This window comes from Serratia sp. BNK-10 (assembly GCF_047456065.1).
GTDB classification, from domain to species: Bacteria; Pseudomonadota; Gammaproteobacteria; order Enterobacterales; family Enterobacteriaceae; genus Serratia; species Serratia ureilytica.
In genome coordinates this window covers 1876903-1893692 of record NZ_CP179894.1, presented here as the reverse complement: position 1 = coordinate 1893692, position 16790 = coordinate 1876903, and the positions used below count along the sequence as shown (strand labels likewise).

The 16790-nt window shown below is 50.5% G+C and carries 25 protein-coding genes; all 25 read right to left on the bottom strand.

What is annotated here, in order from left to right; all coding sequences use genetic code 11:
• Positions 1-40: 40 nt before the first annotated feature.
• Positions 41-577: a fimbrial protein gene (locus ACMGG9_RS09365; protein WP_414162106.1), complete on the bottom strand. Its 537-nt coding sequence runs from the start codon at positions 575-577 to the stop codon at positions 41-43.
• Positions 578-747: 170 nt separating this feature from the next.
• Positions 748-1737 (bottom strand): hypothetical protein, encoded by a 990-nt coding sequence (locus ACMGG9_RS09360; RefSeq protein WP_414162105.1) that lies wholly within the window; start codon positions 1735-1737, stop codon positions 748-750.
• Positions 1738-1749: 12 nt separating this feature from the next.
• Positions 1750-2610, bottom strand: coding sequence for a DUF2612 domain-containing protein (locus ACMGG9_RS09355; protein WP_414162104.1), 861 nt, complete (start codon positions 2608-2610; stop codon positions 1750-1752).
• Positions 2603-3808, bottom strand: a complete 1206-nt coding sequence (locus ACMGG9_RS09350; protein WP_414162103.1) for a baseplate J/gp47 family protein — start codon at positions 3806-3808, stop codon at positions 2603-2605. Before ACMGG9_RS09350 ends, ACMGG9_RS09355 begins: the two co-directional genes overlap by 8 nt.
• Entirely contained in the window at positions 3808-4155 is a 348-nt protein-coding gene (locus ACMGG9_RS09345; protein WP_414162102.1) for a hypothetical protein, read from the bottom strand. The genes ACMGG9_RS09350 and ACMGG9_RS09345 overlap by 1 nt, the downstream gene beginning before the upstream one ends.
• A gap of 13 nt (positions 4156-4168) precedes the next feature.
• Positions 4169-4438: a hypothetical protein gene (locus ACMGG9_RS09340; protein WP_414162101.1), complete on the bottom strand. Its 270-nt coding sequence runs from the start codon at positions 4436-4438 to the stop codon at positions 4169-4171.
• Between the two features lie 34 nt (positions 4439-4472).
• Positions 4473-4544 carry a hypothetical protein gene (locus ACMGG9_RS09335; RefSeq protein WP_414162268.1) on the bottom strand — a complete coding sequence of 24 codons (72 nt, stop codon included), beginning with the start codon at positions 4542-4544 and terminating at the stop codon, positions 4473-4475.
• Positions 4541-5074, bottom strand: coding sequence for a Gp138 family membrane-puncturing spike protein (locus ACMGG9_RS09330; RefSeq protein ID WP_414162100.1), 534 nt, complete (start codon positions 5072-5074; stop codon positions 4541-4543). The genes ACMGG9_RS09335 and ACMGG9_RS09330 overlap by 4 nt, the downstream gene beginning before the upstream one ends.
• Positions 5071-5967 (bottom strand): hypothetical protein, encoded by an 897-nt coding sequence (locus tag ACMGG9_RS09325; protein WP_414162099.1) that lies wholly within the window; start codon positions 5965-5967, stop codon positions 5071-5073. Before ACMGG9_RS09325 ends, ACMGG9_RS09330 begins: the two co-directional genes overlap by 4 nt.
• Positions 5964-6284 carry a phage baseplate plug protein gene (locus tag ACMGG9_RS09320; protein WP_414162098.1) on the bottom strand — a complete coding sequence of 107 codons (321 nt, stop codon included), beginning with the start codon at positions 6282-6284 and terminating at the stop codon, positions 5964-5966. Before ACMGG9_RS09320 ends, ACMGG9_RS09325 begins: the two co-directional genes overlap by 4 nt.
• On the bottom strand, positions 6226-6942 hold the full coding sequence (locus ACMGG9_RS09315) for a phage baseplate protein (RefSeq protein ID WP_253893550.1): 717 nt from the start codon (positions 6940-6942) through the stop codon (positions 6226-6228). Before ACMGG9_RS09315 ends, ACMGG9_RS09320 begins: the two co-directional genes overlap by 59 nt.
• Positions 6942-8567 (bottom strand): glycoside hydrolase family 104 protein, encoded by a 1626-nt coding sequence (locus tag ACMGG9_RS09310; RefSeq protein ID WP_414162097.1) that lies wholly within the window; start codon positions 8565-8567, stop codon positions 6942-6944. Before ACMGG9_RS09310 ends, ACMGG9_RS09315 begins: the two co-directional genes overlap by 1 nt.
• A gap of 66 nt (positions 8568-8633) precedes the next feature.
• Positions 8634-9116 (bottom strand): hypothetical protein, encoded by a 483-nt coding sequence (locus tag ACMGG9_RS09305; protein WP_153303157.1) that lies wholly within the window; start codon positions 9114-9116, stop codon positions 8634-8636.
• A 253-nt stretch (positions 9117-9369) separates the two neighbouring features.
• The gene (locus ACMGG9_RS09300; protein ID WP_060559461.1) at positions 9370-9759 is read right to left on the bottom strand and encodes a hypothetical protein; all 390 of its coding nucleotides are present in this window, start codon (positions 9757-9759) and stop codon (positions 9370-9372) included.
• Between the two features lie 12 nt (positions 9760-9771).
• Positions 9772-10035, bottom strand: coding sequence for a hypothetical protein (locus ACMGG9_RS09295; RefSeq protein WP_060559459.1), 264 nt, complete (start codon positions 10033-10035; stop codon positions 9772-9774).
• The gene (locus tag ACMGG9_RS09290; RefSeq protein WP_060559457.1) at positions 10035-10439 is read right to left on the bottom strand and encodes a hypothetical protein; all 405 of its coding nucleotides are present in this window, start codon (positions 10437-10439) and stop codon (positions 10035-10037) included. Before ACMGG9_RS09290 ends, ACMGG9_RS09295 begins: the two co-directional genes overlap by 1 nt.
• A gap of 7 nt (positions 10440-10446) precedes the next feature.
• Positions 10447-11703: a DUF3383 family protein gene (locus tag ACMGG9_RS09285; RefSeq protein ID WP_346420460.1), complete on the bottom strand. Its 1257-nt coding sequence runs from the start codon at positions 11701-11703 to the stop codon at positions 10447-10449.
• 6 nt (positions 11704-11709) lie between these two features.
• Complete coding sequence (locus ACMGG9_RS09280; RefSeq protein ID WP_346420461.1) at positions 11710-12246, bottom strand: LIC_12616 family protein; 537 nt, start codon at positions 12244-12246, stop codon at positions 11710-11712.
• On the bottom strand, positions 12243-12662 hold the full coding sequence (locus ACMGG9_RS09275) for a hypothetical protein (RefSeq protein ID WP_346420462.1): 420 nt from the start codon (positions 12660-12662) through the stop codon (positions 12243-12245). The genes ACMGG9_RS09280 and ACMGG9_RS09275 overlap by 4 nt, the downstream gene beginning before the upstream one ends.
• A 2-nt stretch (positions 12663-12664) precedes the next feature.
• Complete coding sequence (locus ACMGG9_RS09270) at positions 12665-13132, bottom strand: hypothetical protein (RefSeq protein ID WP_346420463.1); 468 nt, start codon at positions 13130-13132, stop codon at positions 12665-12667.
• Positions 13129-13602, bottom strand: a complete 474-nt coding sequence (locus ACMGG9_RS09265; protein WP_346420464.1) for a DUF4054 domain-containing protein — start codon at positions 13600-13602, stop codon at positions 13129-13131. Before ACMGG9_RS09265 ends, ACMGG9_RS09270 begins: the two co-directional genes overlap by 4 nt.
• Positions 13603-13643: 41 nt before the next feature.
• Complete coding sequence (locus ACMGG9_RS09260; protein WP_346420465.1) at positions 13644-13955, bottom strand: hypothetical protein; 312 nt, start codon at positions 13953-13955, stop codon at positions 13644-13646.
• Positions 13956-13958: 3 nt separating this feature from the next.
• Positions 13959-14921 (bottom strand): major capsid family protein, encoded by a 963-nt coding sequence (locus tag ACMGG9_RS09255; protein WP_346420466.1) that lies wholly within the window; start codon positions 14919-14921, stop codon positions 13959-13961.
• Positions 14922-14983: 62 nt separating this feature from the next.
• A complete protein-coding gene (locus ACMGG9_RS09250; protein WP_346420467.1) occupies positions 14984-15598 on the bottom strand; it encodes a hypothetical protein in 615 nt (204 codons plus the stop codon).
• The gene (locus tag ACMGG9_RS09245; protein WP_414162096.1) at positions 15598-16776 is read right to left on the bottom strand and encodes a DUF2213 domain-containing protein; all 1179 of its coding nucleotides are present in this window, start codon (positions 16774-16776) and stop codon (positions 15598-15600) included. Before ACMGG9_RS09245 ends, ACMGG9_RS09250 begins: the two co-directional genes overlap by 1 nt.
• Positions 16777-16790 lie beyond the last annotated feature (14 nt).

Here is a 16790-nt window from a genome sequence, read left to right as displayed (position 1 = left end):
ATATACAGTTGCCTTGGCACTTAATGGTTAAATTATGGTGTTATTGATAGCTGAGCGTAAAATCGGCCACGGCATGATAATCACCCGGTTTAATATTTTCCGGCACACCATCCCCCTGGAGATAAACGGCAAAAGGTAAGGTGTTGTTTCCATTCTGGAGAGAGAAACTTTTGCTTGGCTGTCCCAGCTTAATCACATCTCCAGTGCCATCAGTAAACGCAATACTGGCGCCACTGGCTGCCCCTGAAATACCCAGCCGCCCATCCTTTCCTTCCATTCCAGAAAACGTGACGCTTACACTGTTACCGCCGCCAACATCACAATTCTCTAAATCAATTGAAAAAGGACGTGCTGTAGACTTGCCTGAACCATTTTCTTTCAATAAAACCGCATCGGATATTTGGCCGAAGCTAATGGTTTGATCAAGGCTCTCCGGTGAGATTGAACAGGTTGGCTGTGTGCTTACAATACTCCCAACCATCGTTGCCTTACCATGCCCCTGGTCAGCTGCAACACAAACAGAACTGACCATTCCCAGAGCGATAAGTGAAACCGCCATTAATTTCTTTTCAAACATAATAATCTCCATATTGAAATTGCGCCGTAATTGGCGAAACCCACGATATAACCATGCAAATGAAATGGAAATTCATCACTGTTGTGTCAGCGATAGGTAAAATTATTCAAACCCAATTTTTAAGTTCACTTCCGGCATATAAATTAAAATACACGCAGAATTTCTCTAACTCATAGCATCTGAGAATCAATCCCATTTTGCTTAAGCGTGCTACCAATGAGCACATACAGATACACACTGAACTTTTCCAATTCTCCTGTATCTGGGTATGGTGTATCGTCTTTCAAATTGAATGCTTTATCGGGTACCGCACTCATAAATACAGACGTGACTACTGAAATAAAATCCCTATCCAGCACATCATAGGTCGACATGGCCTGAACCGTAATAACATTACCCTCTTGGTCAAGAAAATATTGTTGCAACCGGGTGTCCACTGATACGGGAATAGGTAGGCCACCCAGCGATTTGTATCGAAGTTGGTTTATTACTTTGTTCTCTATACGATAAAGAACCGAACCATTCGGAAATGTTTTTACCAAATCCGACAGAAAAATAGTCTTATACTCTGGGCCGAATTTAGGAATGATAGCCCGCATGGCATCAACTTTATATCCGTCAACCTGCCGCTCAAGTAAATTGCGTTGCCCGGAGCCAGGAGATAACGTAAGTTCTTCCGGTCCAGGATCGCCCTTATCGCCCTTCGGCCCAATCTCACCTTGTGGTCCAGCATCTCCTTTTTCACCCTGTGGCCCCACATCGCCTTTTTCACCTTTCTCTCCAGGAGAACCGTCAGCGCCATCTTTACCTGCCGGACCGGCTGGGCCGATATCGCCCTTGTCACCTTTCTCACCTTGTGGCCCCTGAGGCCCAACGTCACCGGTTTCACCTTTTTCACCCTGTGGGCCAACCTCTCCTGGGGCGCCATCTTTACCGTCAGCGCCAGCAGGAATGAGCGCAGTGATTTGTTCGATGTCTGCTTTCCGTGTCTCCCCCACCTGAACAACGGGGAATAGCTCTGCACCGGTCAACGCATCTGCAATAGGAAGGTCAGAAATCATGACACCGGTTGCATCCGATTTAATCGCCACACGGTTCATTTTCGACGCAGCAGAGCGCCCCCCGGACTTGCGGCCAGAGGGGAGTTTTTTATTCGCCATATTTACTCCAGGTTAGTTAATTTTTAGCGGTTCAGACTCAAGCTCGAGCGTCTGGCAATCCAGAGCGATGAGCAAGGCGCGGGCAACGACCGTCGCCGGCGGAGTGATATTTTCTACAGTGAAATGACCTGATACATCGGTTACCACATGCCTAACATGGGGTGCGCCATCATCCCCTGTGATGATGATCGTCACATCCTGGTCAGAGACGTCCAGCACGTTCGCCCTCAGTTGTCCGGTCAACATCCCGTCTGCCCACGTCAATGTGATGGTGGCGTCGTAATTTATGGGCGGTGTGCCGTCGCCATACCAGAACGGCGCGCGGTTAAAGTTGGCATTGTGAATACCGAAGCCAAACGGCTTGTATTTGACGACGCGGTGCTTACGCATCCCAACCCCCTGAGGGCGGGGAATAAGGTCATAATCGGCCACCAGCTGCTGCACAGCGATACTGACGCTATCATCCTGCCAGACAAGCCGCATCGTCATATCCTGCGCGTCGAGAACCGTAACATCCACGTCGAGAATGTAATCCGCCGCGGCTTTAACATCGTCAATCGTGGCAATCCCGTTATTTTTGCAGATTTTCGCTTTAATCATTTTCCGATAAAGCACGTCATCCACTTCTGCCACGACGCACCCAGGATAAAATCGCCCCACAGGCCGTTTGCGGTAGCCGGCAATGCGGCCGCAAATATTGAGCTGTTCCCCTTCTGCGTTATCAATATCAAGAATATTGCGGATTTTCTCGACCTGCTCAACGATATTACTTTGCACAATATCGGGCAGCGTTAGGATCCACTGAATTAATTTAGGCGCATTTTTATATTGCCAATAAATGCGACTTAATGCCTTGCTTTTAAATTCAGACATAATTTATCTTAATGTTTTCCACGCTGAACACACCCAGTTGATTAAACGTGACAGGAATGACGCTCTTAGTGATGTCACTTTCACTGGTGCCGATTGAGATGTTACTCACATAGTCATCGCCACCGACAAAGTAGTTCGTCGGCGTATAAAGCCGCCCCGCTGCCAATGCCTCACCAATACGAAACCCTTGCTTGGCAAACCCCGTTGTTTCATCAAATCCCACCAACGTATAATCGACAATGGCGGCTTTAATCAGCGCCTTTTCATCTTCGCCCAGCGTACTGGTTTTAATATCTACCTGTACATAAATCGCTACATACTCCGGGCGGTAAAACGTGATGTTTACCGGTTGTCCCTTCGGAGTAAACGTATCCACGCTGATTTTGTTAGGGAAGGTGTTGTAGCGATTCAAACCACAGCCGGGATTCTTGTGTGTGGCCATCGCCAACACAATGTCGCTCGTCTCACCACCATCGATAAATATCGCCATGCTGTGGCCGTAAACACCATGCTCATCCGTTTCGCTCTCGACGTTCTCATGTACCAGCGACTGTTTAACGCCCGTCACGTTGTCCAGCGCCGCCTTGATGTTGTCGATTTGGTTATTGCCAGGCAAAGCGACGGAGTAAGTGCGACGCACACGAAACGCATTGTTGCTCTCCTCCGCCTTACCCAGGCTGGCGCCCTGCGTATTCGTCACGGAGCGTATCCGTGCAACGGGCGTCGCGATAATGGTCAACGTGCCTGGGTTCGCGCCCTGCGCCCCTGCTGACGTGCAGGTGACACTGACCGATGCTCTGCCGCTGGTATCAGTGATAACATTTGCATCCGTCGCCCACACGGTGCCTGTAACACGATGCCGCACCTTTGTCCCCGCGGGCACTTCTATCAGACCATCCCCTTCAAACTCCACCACATCGGTCGAGAAGCTTTCCGGCTGGCGTTGAATGCCGGCAAACGCAGCGATGCGGTCAAGCTGCTGTCCGATGGCCGAGTTCGGATCCACAGAGTGGTAGCTGTTCACCACCTCTTCATCAAGATTGGCCAGCAGTTCGGACCAGACAGCAATTGCCATGCCGTCCGGTGATTCCGGGTCGATATTCCAGGCACTGTCTATGGCAAGGTACTTTTCACTCACTTCATCCTTGTACTCTTGCAGGGTTTTACCCGTGACCCCGTACTTTGTGATTTCAGCCATTACAGCTCCTTCTCAAACAGGAACTCAAACTGTTCGTTGTTGATGTCGGTCAGCGTGGCCGATACCGTGAATTTGCGTTTTTTCGTGTCGCTGTCCATCTCGAAGGTATTTAGCGCCATCACGCCCCGCGTGGAGAGAATACGCTGCTTGATATTGGCCTCGGCAATATCCCGCGCGCTCTTGCCCAGGATGCTCTGGAACCACGGCGTGCCATCGGTCGCATCCAGAAAATACTCCCCCAGAAAAAGACGAAGCCTGCAAATGCAGGCCTGCTGTGTTTCGGTCTTGCCGGTAACGAAGTGATCGCCACTCGTCACGATGTCGCCGTCTACAAAGTTGCGGATCATCAGAACCTCCCAGCTACCACCAGCGAACTGCGGCAATAAGTCGAGCTACGCCATATAAAAGCACAGTAAGAGCAAAAACACGGATAGCCCATGCAGCGGCTTTGCTGATATCCCTTGTTACTGGCGCATCAACTTCCAACCCGTTTTTCATAGTCAACCTCAGCAAAATTCGTTTATAATTCACCCACGGCACCCACCGTATCAGTTTTGTAAATAAGAAAGCCCCGGCTGCTGCTAACAGTTCGGGGCTTTCACGTTTTTGGGCATTAAAAAACCAGCTCAAGGCTGGCTATCATTTCCCACCATTCACATCTGTCTCAACTTGGCACGTCAGTATTCCCACCGCCGTTCTCAACCCCACCATGTGTATGCGTCGCACCTATGTTCACACCATTGTGCCTGAGCCCCTCAGGGGAAGAGATAGCTTTTGCCCCCCGGCCGTCAGCTCAACGCCCGCATCGGTAAGGTGAAACCGTACCGTCCCGCTGGCGTTGCTCATACCGATCCCTTCGGTAGGCAACCCCGATATACACGTGGCTCGAGAACGATAACCGGGTGCAAAAAAAGCGTCTGTTGCGTCAAACATTCGCGCATCTAGTGGCCGCACAGGCCCGCCCTGCTCCAGCCAGTAGTCAACCGATCGCTGAGAAAAATGAATTAAACCTTCCGTTCCTTCCGGTAACTCATGAAATACGGACCAGACGGCAGAGCCGGAGAATTGAACGGGCACATGGCGGATCTCCGGCAGGGTTTTAAATTCACCGCTTCCTTCATGCCGCTGAATACCGCACTCCACCACAGCACGCTGAAGGTCGGGATCGTAATCAATCACTTTTCCCGGTAAGCAGATCATCAAGTCCCAAAGCAGACGGGGCCGCAATCCCTTTAACATTGTCAAAAATGGGTTTGAATCCTTCATACATCCCCCCGCCAAAGACAGACTGCCGTTGTTTTCCAAACATTCCCCCACAAAGCCCCTTCATGAGCCGTCCTGAGGATAGTGAATTTCCCTGTTTTTCTCTGTTTGTCGGCTAAATTCTGCAAATCAGTGAAGTAAGCACCACTGAAATTAATTGTCCAAAAACGAGATGTAACATTCATTACATCGCCTGGCTGGAGCTGGAAATTCAGTTTCACATCAACTTCCAATGAGTTTGTATACCAGCGGGGCACCCCCTCCATCCCATTCAATGCGGAAACATCATATTCAACCCAGTCTCGTGACGCGCCGTCACGGATGATGATTGTTCGTGTCGGCGTATGTAGCCACCAGAAACCAAAGAAAGACTTCAAGTCATCTAATAAAGCGCGACATAATTTCCCACCGGCATTTCTTCCACGGGTAAGCATTGGCAGGTCTGAAAAATCCCCCACGAACTCGACCGGTGCCCCCAACCCTTCGGCAATATCACGGATCACATCCTGATAAGGCGTATTATCCCCCCAAGCTCGATATGACACAGCATCCCATTCAGTTGCCGTTGCTGAGCAGAACAACTTAATGCAGGTGCTAACACCGTCTTTTGCCACTTGGACGCTGTTTATTCTCCCTGTAAATATCACCCCGACATTTTCACCATACCCGGCTTTTAACACGACCCTTCCATAGTGATTATTAGCATCATCGCGCAACTGGATTAATTCACGGGTACGTGAAGAAATGCCATAAATCGTTATGCCAGCCGTTGCATTAGTATGCTGAGGGAAATTATCAACCAGAAAGCGAATTTCTATGGGGGGCTCATACGTCAGCACCTCACCACTGGTTGTAATAATTTCAAGATGGTAACGGCGGTCAAAATATTTACTCATTTTGCCACCCATTCCAATTTATTGGTTACACCAAGATTGCTAACTGTTGGGCTTTCACCACGCAGATATAATTTTCCAATATCCGTGTTCAATCCAGCCAAGAGATTCATATCAGGATGTAATGCCCGCCCAAGAACCACAGGCTCCCCATTCTCATAAATATCAACGCAAAAATAATGAAATCGGGTTAGCCACCGCAGGCGAAAAACCAAGTAATGCGACCCCAACTGAACGCGAAACCGTTGGAAGGCATAGCCACTACTGAGCGGAATTGACAGAAATGTTCCCTGGCCGTTCTGGGAGAGGGATAGATTCACTTTTAACCTCCGAAACAACAACCTCGCCACCTGACAATTCACGCTGTCCCTGCGTTGCCGATGAATCACCATAGGGTAAATTTGCGTTCGTCTCAGCCACTGTGTCGTGAATGATCGTGAGCTGAAGGATATCGACCGCGATAATCAATCCGCCCTCAGTATTCATCTCTGTCTCAGTTCGGGTGTTGGTGATAATACAATTTTTGTAAGACGCCCCCTTGCTGGCAACAAGATCGAATGTCTCGTGATTGCGCTGGATGGTTCGCAACTGTTCAAGAAGTCCCTGAGAGCGCGTCGTCTGCTGGTTTCCCTGATAAACCGCCAGCCCCACACTTGCTGCTACCCCTGCCAAGGCTGCCGTTCGTCCTGATAGCAAAGAAGACGCCACACCCACTGTCAGCCCACCACCAATATCAACAAAGGGCTGCGCCATCTCTTCTTGCTGCGTGATAATACCGCGATACCAGTTATCTGATACGCCGATCTCCATCGTTATCGCTAACGAGCGCGTGACGGCGTTGTCGTGTGCGGTAGCTGCGGTTTCGAGGGGGTATTCACTGACATCGGTCCGAAGTTCGGTGCTCTCCTTTAAAAGTGCGTCGAAATAAAGACTGCCGATCTTCGGCCTGTTTTTGGTAAACAGCCCGGTAATAGCCATTAGAATTTATCCCCTGGTAATTGCCCCACTGCCTGGTTAACACTATCTGTGGCTCGCCCAAACACAATATCAGCGACTTCATCAGCATTAGCCCCTGAGGCATTGATTGAGAATTGGTTATTGACAGTAACAATGCGTGAGCCGCCAGCGGTACCACCAAAGGATGGTGGCGTATTATTCATGGCATAAAAATTCTCCATGGCCTCGTAGCTATGCTTCGGCTGAGCATAAGTAGAAGACGGTAAGGATGCCCACACACCACCAAGACCGGCCGTAGCCTCGGCAAAGTTACCATTCAGCACGTTATCCAGCTGGCCCGCCCGCTGGATTAGGTATAAGGCAGCCATATCCTGACTTTGTGGTGAGAAGTCCTTTAAGTTGAGAGCCTTGGCTGCTTCGTCCCACGATGCCTGAGTAAACTGATATCGCCCCGCAGCTGAGGTTTTATTCCTCTTACCATTTTTATCAGTGAACTCTTTCAAGATGCGCGGGTGATCGCTCATATCGGAAAATTGCTCACCCCCAAACATTGTGTTGTAACCATTATTCATGTAACCGGCAGTACCTTCCGACAACGCAATGATATTCAAATACTTTTGTAAGTTTTCGTTAGAGAGTTGGCTCGAGGCTTGTTGGCTATTCGGAAGAAAGAATGGGAGTTCTTTTTGTATAGGGATTACCTTGCCCAATAAGCGATCATTTTCAGCAATATGATTTACCACACGAATTGCAGTCTGGTTGACGAGTCTTTCAGCAGGCAGTTCATCGTCAGAGACAACCTCCTTTTCGCCAAACAACCATTTTAAAAAATCATCATTTTTCACCACATAACTATCGCGGAGCCAATTCCGGAACTCCTTCCCCTTTTTCTCAGTATACTTTAATGACTCACCATAAGCATCACCTGATATTGCACGACTTGTCAGATTTAAAAATTTACTCACCTCATCTAATAATGGCCCACCGATTTGCGCTTGTAGATTTTCAAAGCTTGTAGATAATTTAGCTAGTTCCTCGTTGAATTTTATTGAAGACTCAATGAGTTTTGGATCAAGGGCTTGGTAGAGTGGTTCGTAAACCTTAAGTACATCATCAAGCCCTTGCGAGCCCAGTTCCATCAGACGGGTGAGAGGATCGTTATCACCAGCCCCGATACCGCTTCGTAAATTCCGCTGCTGCTCGTGATCCATGCGCCCATAGGACTCTACAAGATACTTAAACGCATCCATTCCAGGCTTATTTGCAAACTCAGTAGGATTGAATGTTCCGCTCCAATATACTTTCGAACCCAACTCACCTTGCTTTGCCATTTGCTGCAAAGCTGGGATTTTCTGAACAATGCCATTTGCTGCTTCTGGGTCTTGCCCTAAAGCGCGTAAAGCAAAACGCAAGCCTCCGATTTGTTTGACGGCAAATCCTGTAATCTTGCTTAAGCGGTCCATCTCCGTTGTAGATTTGGCAAGGTCTGAAGTAAGCGCCTTAAACCCGAAGCCAACACCCGCTGCCGCTGCCAATTGGACAAAGCCAGTTTTAACGCTATTAATCGCAGCATTGGCTTTATCAAAACTTTTCTTATCGGTTTCGAGGCCGAGTGAAACCAACAGGGAGTCTATGACCTCTGACATATTAGACCTCAGATTTTAGATGTAAAAAAGCCCACTAAAAGTGGGCAAGGAAATGGAAGGCAAAAATTAACAATCATGACCACTGCCTAGAGGAATATCCCGAACATCAATATCATACTCAATCATCTTATTATTCTCACCTTCGATTGAAATATGCAAAATACGACTTCTCAATATGTACTGTAGAAGTTCTCTCATTGGAATGGTTATCGAACCGCCGTTAGCTTGAGAGTAAAGGCTTGCGATTTTATCTTTTTTATATACGTCACTACCGATTGTCACAAAAGCTGCTCTGAGAGGGTTAGGCTCGCCTGATTTTAGTGCATCTGTTTTTACACGTCCCACCCCATCCAGTCTTATTAATTGCAGCTTTCCTGGTACACCACCGATATATATCCTCACTCTGCTATCAAGCATCTTTGTGGCTATATCAAGACTGCCATTCTCTACAACGCGATGTTCCCAGCTCCCATCGCGATGGGAGCAAAGGTTATCCGCCCGGCAAGGTAACACCACCAACAACAACAGAATCAACATTCCTTTATACATATAATGAATCTCCCTATATTTTGAGCAGAAATCCTACCACCCCTTGCCCTCAGCGTCACCCCAATCCAAAACAAAACCCGCGAAGCGGGCTACTTATTTCTTGCTCTTTCAGCCGCGTCAATCACCTCATCCAGAACATCATGCATAGCCTGCACATCCTCGAGACAATAAGTTCCATCAATCATGTCAGACCATGCAGCCAGTGGCGGGCATAGTTGCCCGACACCGGCACAAGGCCGCCACAGAAACCAGTTTACTCTTGAGTCTCTGCCGCTGCGTTGGGGCTGGTTTTTTCGCTGCCGCTGAGTTGCCAGAAAGGGCCGATATTTTCTTTCAATACCCCCCCGATCAATCCCAGAAAATTATGTACTTCATCCTGGAACATATTTTCGGCCACCGGCACATTATCACTCTGACGAACAATATTACCGTTAGTCAGGCATAACACCTTCAGACGGTTAAGGTTGGCCGCGTCCACTGCCGCTAAACTGGCCACTACTCCCATCGGGGTCACGTTGTCAGAGATAGCAGGCAGCAGACCACACCGTGATGCAATTTGTAGCATTTCCACCTGGTCTTTGGCTGACGCCGTTGAACCAACGTATGGAATCTCATTAATTCTCACTTCAATATTTCGTGCCATTTCCGTTCCTTTTTATCTTTTCGTATCGATAAGGTTCGCCACTAATTCATCGTACTGCCCGCCAAAATCCACCACCTGCCGCAGTTCCAACACGCCGTCTGCCGCAATAGTAGAATGACATTCGCCTAAAATCAGGCTACGGGATAACCCCGCCGCAAGGCTTTCGATTTTTTCCGGCGAATAATCAGCGCAGTTAAGCAGTAAGGAAAGGTAATCAACCTTCGTTTTCAGGCTGGAGCAATCAATGGCTACGCGTAGCGGTTGTTTATTTGCCATCAGGTTTCCTCCGAGTCAGCGAACTCGAATGTAAATTGCTCGTCACTGGCGCTGGTCTTGCCCCCGCGGGTCAGGCTACCACGTTGGGTCATAACACCGTCGAACGCCGCCACATACTCATCCGTTCCCCGCTGACGAAAGGTGAAGAAGAAATCCACACCGGATTTTTCAATCGCCAGCAACTGGCGCACTTGGTCACATCCCGGCATCAGGTTGACGGTCAGGCGCTTCGGTCGGGTCGGCCCATCCAGGCGAACGGAGGTTTTGCCGATCCCCCGCTTCAGGGTGGCGCGTGCATCAATATCTTCAATTGTGATCGGCGGATCGCTGTCGCCGAACTCGTCGATAGGCAGGCCGTTGATCGTCAGATCAGCATGGCTGGCGCCGTAGTTCTTCATTGCCATCGTCTATTTACTCCACAGTTACGTTCAATTCGGCGACATGGCCGGCACGCGCCAGAATGACGAGGATTTTTGTCGGCGGGAATTCGCGCTTCTTGCGCTGCTCCTTGGTCAGTTTCAGGACATCTTCTTCTCTGGAGAGGATGACGAAACCAAACGCAGACGTTTTCTCTTCACCGGTTTCTTCATCCGTGAATGTCCCCTCGCCAAGCACGCCGTTGTTATAGAAACGCTTCAGGGTGCCGGTCAGCACGTTCAGCAAGCCACCGTAGCCCTTCGGCGTTAACGGCCGTTTGGTGCCAACGTTGGCGACATAGTTGTAGCCATCCACCTGCAGATGGTTCTTCAGCACATCGATGTTGATCACGTCATCAATAAACTCGCCATAGGACGACATCGACACACTGTTAATCACCCGGCTGGTATCCGTCTGCCCAGCCAGCTCGATCGGTGTGAAAAAGACCGCCTTTTTGGCTTTCAGCGCCTTGTAGTGGCTCGTCTGCAACTCATCGCCATCAATGCCGGGCAACACCTGATATTCGGCTGTGATTGCCGTGTTAAGCCCATTGGGGCGGAATTTGGCGAACGTCGCGGCGACCTGTACCATCGAATGCGCCTGCGACGGATCAATATCAACCGCTTCTTGTGCCCGCCACCCCGCAAACATATGGCGATTACCCTTTTTCGCCAGCAGTGAAACGATGTCGTCCTTCACATTCTGATCGATCACCTCATCCTGTGTATTGGTGTACCAAACAGGATGGCCGGCAGCGTCGCTCCAGTCGCTGAGCAACAGCAGATTTTCGTCGCTGTAGTCTTCAGTTTTAAAGAAGTAGTTGTAGCGCCAGGCGGCTTCGGCTGCTTTATTGACTGTCGCGATCAATCCCTCATCTTCGGGATTTTTCATCCACACCGTGAGCGTCGACGGACGCGGGATCTGTGCGAAATAGCGCGTGGCAATACGGTAAATTTCACTGGAGGTCGGGAAATCCGCCCCCAACTCTGTCACGCCCGAATAATCGCGGTAGGTATCAATGGGGAATTCAACGCCGCGCAGCGTGATCGGATGTTCATTCACGATAATAGCCTGGCCATCTTCCGTCTCGATTTTGTTGCCGTTTTCAGTGAGCAGAACGTTATCCGGCTCCGCAGCCTCTAAATCAGACTGGTCGGCAAAAACAAACGCGGTTGCAAAATCCGCATACCCCAATCCGGCGGCACCGATAATGACGTTGACCGGGATAATATTGTCTACTGAGTACGCCATCAGGCTTTACTCCTCTGTTAAATGAATAGAGAAACCCGCAGCACGTAATACTTTGCTGCTAACTTCATGGTTAACAAATAAATGAATGTCAGCCTGCCAGCGCGGCTGAATACCGGATTGAAAATGCGTGCTGAGATTGCGGGGATTACTGACGTAACGAAAGCCTATCTGGTTAACAAACAGAAAATCGCTAACCGGGGTTCGAAAATTGGCGTTATGCAGCATCATGGCAGCCTGCGACGCGCCTTCATTGAAGAAATTCACCGACAGCATCAATTCCATCGAGCTGGCCGTAATTTCCTCCAAATCCTGCCAATCCGCCCCCAGAGACTCGTCGAATTCCTCCACCGGCGCGATAAACTCCAGCCTCTGTCCCGGCTGCCCATACGCGCGAACAGGGATAGGATTATAGGTCGCATAGAGCGCGCTTCCTCCAGGCGGGGCTCTCCCCTGATCGGCAAGGACAATGCGGGCGCTGTCCAACCCTGAACAGATTGAAACCAGCCCCTGCAACAACGCATGCAGTTCACTGATTTCTTTCATTTCACCGGCTCCCTGACCACTTCAACAACGGCGCGGCAAAAATTGCGCCACGGGCGGTTATCCGCCGTCATCACACGCCAACGGCGCATTGTCACACCGTCGCTGAACTCCAGCAGATCACGGTATTCGCCACTCTCATCAGGCATCAGATAGGTTTTTCCATCGTTGATGTGCACCGTTCTGAAGTCACCCAGCGTGGCCACACCACCTTGCCCAACCAGTAGCGTAATTTCTCGCCAACGGGCGGGCTGAACATTGACGTGCGTAAGCGCCAGGCGGGCAGACTCCGACTCCTGCCACACCCCGCCAGGGCCGGAGTAATCACCGCTCATGCGTATCAGCCAAATCCCCCCGGCGATTTTTGACTTAAACGTCGTATCAACGTGACCACGCATATCAAGACCGTTGCCGTACATACTCAGTCCTCCACGACATGGGTGATTTTGTTTTTGAGGATGCCTTTATCGATAAGGGGGGTAGCGCTGCCTTTGCGTTTGATTGTTGATGGCGCATTCGCCGGAGAGATCCCCGCCTCAATGGCCTCCTGGCAATAACCCACCGCGCGTGCACCCATCTGGTCCAACATCTGGAATGCTGAGATCTCCCCTTTCACCACCTTTCTGGATAGCGCGGCAAATCCCTTTTTGATGTTGTCCTGATTTTGACGTAACGGCACACGGAGGAATGAGCGTTCCGGCACCTTGCCATCTGCCGAGCCAAACTCATGAACGGCACCGATCACAACGATCGGTGCACCCTCTTCATAATTCCCACTACCTGCTGGCAACCCAACCAACACACGTTTTTTACTGGTAAGTCGGTTCTGAATTTGCTTCAGTTTTTTTGCCAACTTTTCACCGCCGCGCACTTCTGCATTTATCTTCATACAATCGCCGGCCCCGCACTTGCCCGACGCCTCAGGCGCAAAAATTCCACGCCATATTGCGTCATAGGTAAATCACCATTGAGGATCAGGTCGTCACTGCTCACGGAGGGCACAGCAAATGACGTTGATTCATCCCCAACGCTCTTGGAAGAAACGGCATACATTGCCCCCGCGTCCTCTTCTTCCTCTGCACGCTTCCACATCAGCAGGCGATGTGCCGCAAAGGCATACATCCCCCTGGCCTTAATGGAGGCGGGCTTAGCCAGATATTTCAGCCAACGCGGCCCCGTCTCAGCATTTGCCTCTTCAAGCGCCCGAATAACGATATCTTCAGGCCACAAATCGGCGTTCGCGAAGGCGGGGTAATAAGCACGGAAATCCGCCACAATGCGTGGCGTGATTTTTACCGAGTTTTTCGCGGGGCGAGGCATAACGGCGTGGGGAGGCATAAACGGATAGAGATATAGCATTTGGCTACCCCCAATAAAAAACCCATCACGATGGATGGGTTTTAGTCCTGCTGGCTACGCCACTTGTCGATCTCCTTTCGGAGTTTCTCCTTGCCGGCGTTGTTGTGCGGCTTCTTACCGAAGATGCCGGTATATTGCGACCGTAGCATGTCCAGTTCGTCGTCGCTCGACTCCTCCCGACGATCATTAGCCTCTTTTCCTTCCGTCACCTCAAGACGCCCCTCTTTCACCCAAGGATGGCGACTGAAATTACCGTTAACAGACCGCTCCTGACCTGCCGGGATAGTAATACGGTCACCATTTTCATCGACGACCACGATAGGTGATTTCGTCCAGTTGATAAGCGTTTGCATAAATTAAAGCCCGTCAATGTAATGGAGTGCGCCAGGCACACGAATTTCAGTACCGCCAGAACGCATAATGGCCGGTACTTTAAAATGCACGTTGTCGGCTGTTGCGGGAGCCAGGAATTGCAATGGCATCGTATCGTGGCCTTTCACGACCTCCATATCCTTGCAATACACCACCATGCGATCATCATCCAGCGGCGTATCTTCTGCTTTCCCCTGATCGTCCTTCACGTCCGCAGACAACATGATGTCATCGGTAAATGCCATGTCCTTAAAGTTTTCCTGAAGGAACATCAGCAACGTGTAGTTCGACGCGTTATGCGTAGACAGCATGGTACGCATCAACAGCTGCATCTGCTGAGGCGGCAGCACAAAGTCTGTCGGACGGAACACCGTATTGGTGTTGTTCAGGTAAACCTGGTTATAAGCATGACCGAAGAAGTCGATGATGGGCTGAGTTCCCTTTTCTGGAATGGCGGCCACCAGCTCCTTCAGCGTGTTAGGCGCAGCCTCACGGGTCACGTTCGGACTGGTATACAAACCTTCCCCCACCAGACGCCCCCACAGGTAGATTTTGTTCAGGCCTCGCTCTGTCACATCTCGCACGGCCTGTGCCTTACGCGCATCCAGCGGCATGTCGTACAGTTTGGCGCGCCCAATCTCCTCGATGGTATAGGTATAGCCCAGTGCCGCCGTTTTAATCTGATGGAAACCTACCCCCATCGCAATATCAACGGTCGGCACATCTGTAGAGTTCGGCCCCAGCAGTTGCAGATCACCGCGCGCATCGGTGGTCTGGAATGCCACAACATCAGTCCAATCTGGCGCAGAGTCATCCAATGGCACCAGTTGGTCATATTTATACTGCGGATATTTTTTCTCATACACCTTGGCTTCAAGGTGTGCCGCCTGCTGGATCAAAAAGCCCAACGCTGCGGTCGGAGCCATATCAAAGACGTTTCTCGACATCTGCTTTTCCTCAATATTTCAATAAATCAACGTGAATGAACGGGGATAGAGAAAATCCGGCATTACGCCGGATCGCCCTTGTCGCCTTTATCACCTTTCGGGCCCTGTGGACCTTCTGGACCCGCTGGCCCTGTATCGCCTTTCTCCCCTTTGGGCCCCGGCGTTCCGCCACCACCAGCACCGGCTAAAATGCCATGAACACGGATCTCGCCCAACTTGCCGGCCTCCACATCATCCACCCAACGCACCAAACTCAATTCGATGCCGTTGCCGCCCGCAGTCAGACGCCCTAAGTTGTCCGCATCGTCCACAATGACTTCAACCGGATCACCGGCCATCGCACCATCAACGCAGAGCATCATGACGGCACCATCTTCCAGAACAGAGGCCACGTCATTAATACGGTAACCACTGGCATAGATACCTTCGTTATTCGGCGGTGTTGGACTGGCCTGCGCCATACTGCGCACGGTGAAGCCGATAATATCGGTCGCAACGGTATCAGCCGTCACCGGCGCACAGGAGCGACGCCCTACGCCACGGATCACCGCTCGGCCAAAGGCAATAAACTCCTCTTCAACCAGGCGAGACACGATTTTACTGACCTCGATAGTCGATACCTGCCCTTCGTAGCCGATACCGTTGAACATCCCGAAACTATCTTGAGCAATAGCCATTATTTTTTACCCTCTGGTTGACGACCGTAACGCTGATCAAGGAAAGCGGTACGCGCATTGACGCGTTGCTGGTTTGCATCCCCCACCTGACGACGCATTGCGTTGTTCATGTCTTTGGCAAATTGGCGGTGTGAATCGTTGGTATTCTGATCATCATCCGGCTCCTCATCCTCCTGATCTTTTCGCTCCTCTTCAGCATCGAACCAGGCAGAAACGTAAGCGTCTGGCGCTTTGTCCCACGTTGCGTATTTCTTACATTTGATGCCGGCAGCGTCGAGCGCCTGACGCTTAATGGTCATTGGATCCATTGAGTCACAGGTAAAATCTTTGCCGGCAACCTTTCGAGCTCCACCCAGCGCATCGACGACCTGATCAACACGACGCTGGATTGCAGAATCCGACGTTTTTTCTTTCAGCTCTTCAATTTCTTCGTCTTTCTGCTCTTTCTCCGCCTCCAGACGATCGTTGTCCTCCTGAATTTTTTTATTATCTTCCTCGCTGTCTTTACAACGCTTTACCAGAGTATCAATGGTGGTCTGGATCAGCGTTGCCGTTGACTCGTCAGCCACCTCAATCGTGCGACCGCTGTCCAATGTGATACGCGCCATGGGTTTTCTCTCCTTCGGTTTTGAATCAAAAAGTCGCGCCAAATGCCCCGCTCGAGCGGAATCACAAAGCGCGATATGGTTAATGACAATGTCTGTTTGCAAGTACTCATAGGGGGTGCCACACGGAGCAACACCGGGTGAGTGCTTATAGTTCGCGCTGTACCCCGCCGAAAGTTCAGCTGTGCCGTCTTCCACGGCATCAATGGCGTCCTGCGCCTTTATCAGCAGATCAACAACAATAAAATCACCGTCCGGCCTCCCCTGAGAGGTTGCATGACCGACCGAAACCTCTTTAAAGGTGTCGGCAGTCACAAAATCATCGGGGTGCTGTACCGTAATATCTGCGTTGTCATAGCTGGCGAGGCTTTCCGGCCTGAATACCTCTTCAGGCGGGCGGTAAACATTTATCAGCTCGTTTGGCGGCCTGTCCTTCAGTCCGAGCTCTTGCGCGGTGTACTGCTGCACACCCGTGCGCGCCACCTTTCCGGGTACCGAGAGATAACCGTTATCAAGGATTTTTCGCTGAGACTCGACGCGGAAAGACAGCCGATCCGTTACCGTGATCCGCATATTTTTTCCTGTGG

What these genes read in the sequence shown, in the direction of transcription:
- ACMGG9_RS09365 (WP_414162106.1), bottom strand. Translation starts at nt 577, where the DNA reads ATGTTTGAAAAGAAATTAATGGCGGTTTCACTTATCGCTCTGGGAATG.
- ACMGG9_RS09360 (WP_414162105.1), bottom strand. Translation starts at nt 1,737, where the DNA reads ATGGCGAATAAAAAACTCCCCTCTGGCCGCAAGTCCGGGGGGCGCTCT.
- ACMGG9_RS09355 (WP_414162104.1), bottom strand. Translation starts at nt 2,610, where the DNA reads ATGTCTGAATTTAAAAGCAAGGCATTAAGTCGCATTTATTGGCAATAT.
- ACMGG9_RS09350 (WP_414162103.1), bottom strand. Translation starts at nt 3,808, where the DNA reads ATGGCTGAAATCACAAAGTACGGGGTCACGGGTAAAACCCTGCAAGAG.
- ACMGG9_RS09345 (WP_414162102.1), bottom strand. Translation starts at nt 4,155, where the DNA reads ATGATCCGCAACTTTGTAGACGGCGACATCGTGACGAGTGGCGATCAC.
- ACMGG9_RS09330 (WP_414162100.1), bottom strand. Translation starts at nt 5,074, where the DNA reads ATGAAGGATTCAAACCCATTTTTGACAATGTTAAAGGGATTGCGGCCC.
- ACMGG9_RS09325 (WP_414162099.1), bottom strand. Translation starts at nt 5,967, where the DNA reads ATGAGTAAATATTTTGACCGCCGTTACCATCTTGAAATTATTACAACC.
- ACMGG9_RS09315 (WP_253893550.1), bottom strand. Translation starts at nt 6,942, where the DNA reads ATGGCTATTACCGGGCTGTTTACCAAAAACAGGCCGAAGATCGGCAGT.
- ACMGG9_RS09310 (WP_414162097.1), bottom strand. Translation starts at nt 8,567, where the DNA reads ATGTCAGAGGTCATAGACTCCCTGTTGGTTTCACTCGGCCTCGAAACC.
- ACMGG9_RS09305 (WP_153303157.1), bottom strand. Translation starts at nt 9,116, where the DNA reads ATGTATAAAGGAATGTTGATTCTGTTGTTGTTGGTGGTGTTACCTTGC.
- ACMGG9_RS09300 (WP_060559461.1), bottom strand. Translation starts at nt 9,759, where the DNA reads ATGGCACGAAATATTGAAGTGAGAATTAATGAGATTCCATACGTTGGT.
- ACMGG9_RS09295 (WP_060559459.1), bottom strand. Translation starts at nt 10,035, where the DNA reads ATGGCAAATAAACAACCGCTACGCGTAGCCATTGATTGCTCCAGCCTG.
- ACMGG9_RS09290 (WP_060559457.1), bottom strand. Translation starts at nt 10,439, where the DNA reads ATGGCAATGAAGAACTACGGCGCCAGCCATGCTGATCTGACGATCAAC.
- ACMGG9_RS09285 (WP_346420460.1), bottom strand. Translation starts at nt 11,703, where the DNA reads ATGGCGTACTCAGTAGACAATATTATCCCGGTCAACGTCATTATCGGT.
- ACMGG9_RS09280 (WP_346420461.1), bottom strand. Translation starts at nt 12,246, where the DNA reads ATGAAAGAAATCAGTGAACTGCATGCGTTGTTGCAGGGGCTGGTTTCA.
- ACMGG9_RS09275 (WP_346420462.1), bottom strand. Translation starts at nt 12,662, where the DNA reads ATGTACGGCAACGGTCTTGATATGCGTGGTCACGTTGATACGACGTTT.
- ACMGG9_RS09270 (WP_346420463.1), bottom strand. Translation starts at nt 13,132, where the DNA reads ATGAAGATAAATGCAGAAGTGCGCGGCGGTGAAAAGTTGGCAAAAAAA.
- ACMGG9_RS09265 (WP_346420464.1), bottom strand. Translation starts at nt 13,602, where the DNA reads ATGCTATATCTCTATCCGTTTATGCCTCCCCACGCCGTTATGCCTCGC.
- ACMGG9_RS09260 (WP_346420465.1), bottom strand. Translation starts at nt 13,955, where the DNA reads ATGCAAACGCTTATCAACTGGACGAAATCACCTATCGTGGTCGTCGAT.
- ACMGG9_RS09255 (WP_346420466.1), bottom strand. Translation starts at nt 14,921, where the DNA reads ATGTCGAGAAACGTCTTTGATATGGCTCCGACCGCAGCGTTGGGCTTT.
- ACMGG9_RS09250 (WP_346420467.1), bottom strand. Translation starts at nt 15,598, where the DNA reads ATGGCTATTGCTCAAGATAGTTTCGGGATGTTCAACGGTATCGGCTAC.
- ACMGG9_RS09245 (WP_414162096.1), bottom strand. Translation starts at nt 16,776, where the DNA reads ATGCGGATCACGGTAACGGATCGGCTGTCTTTCCGCGTCGAGTCTCAG.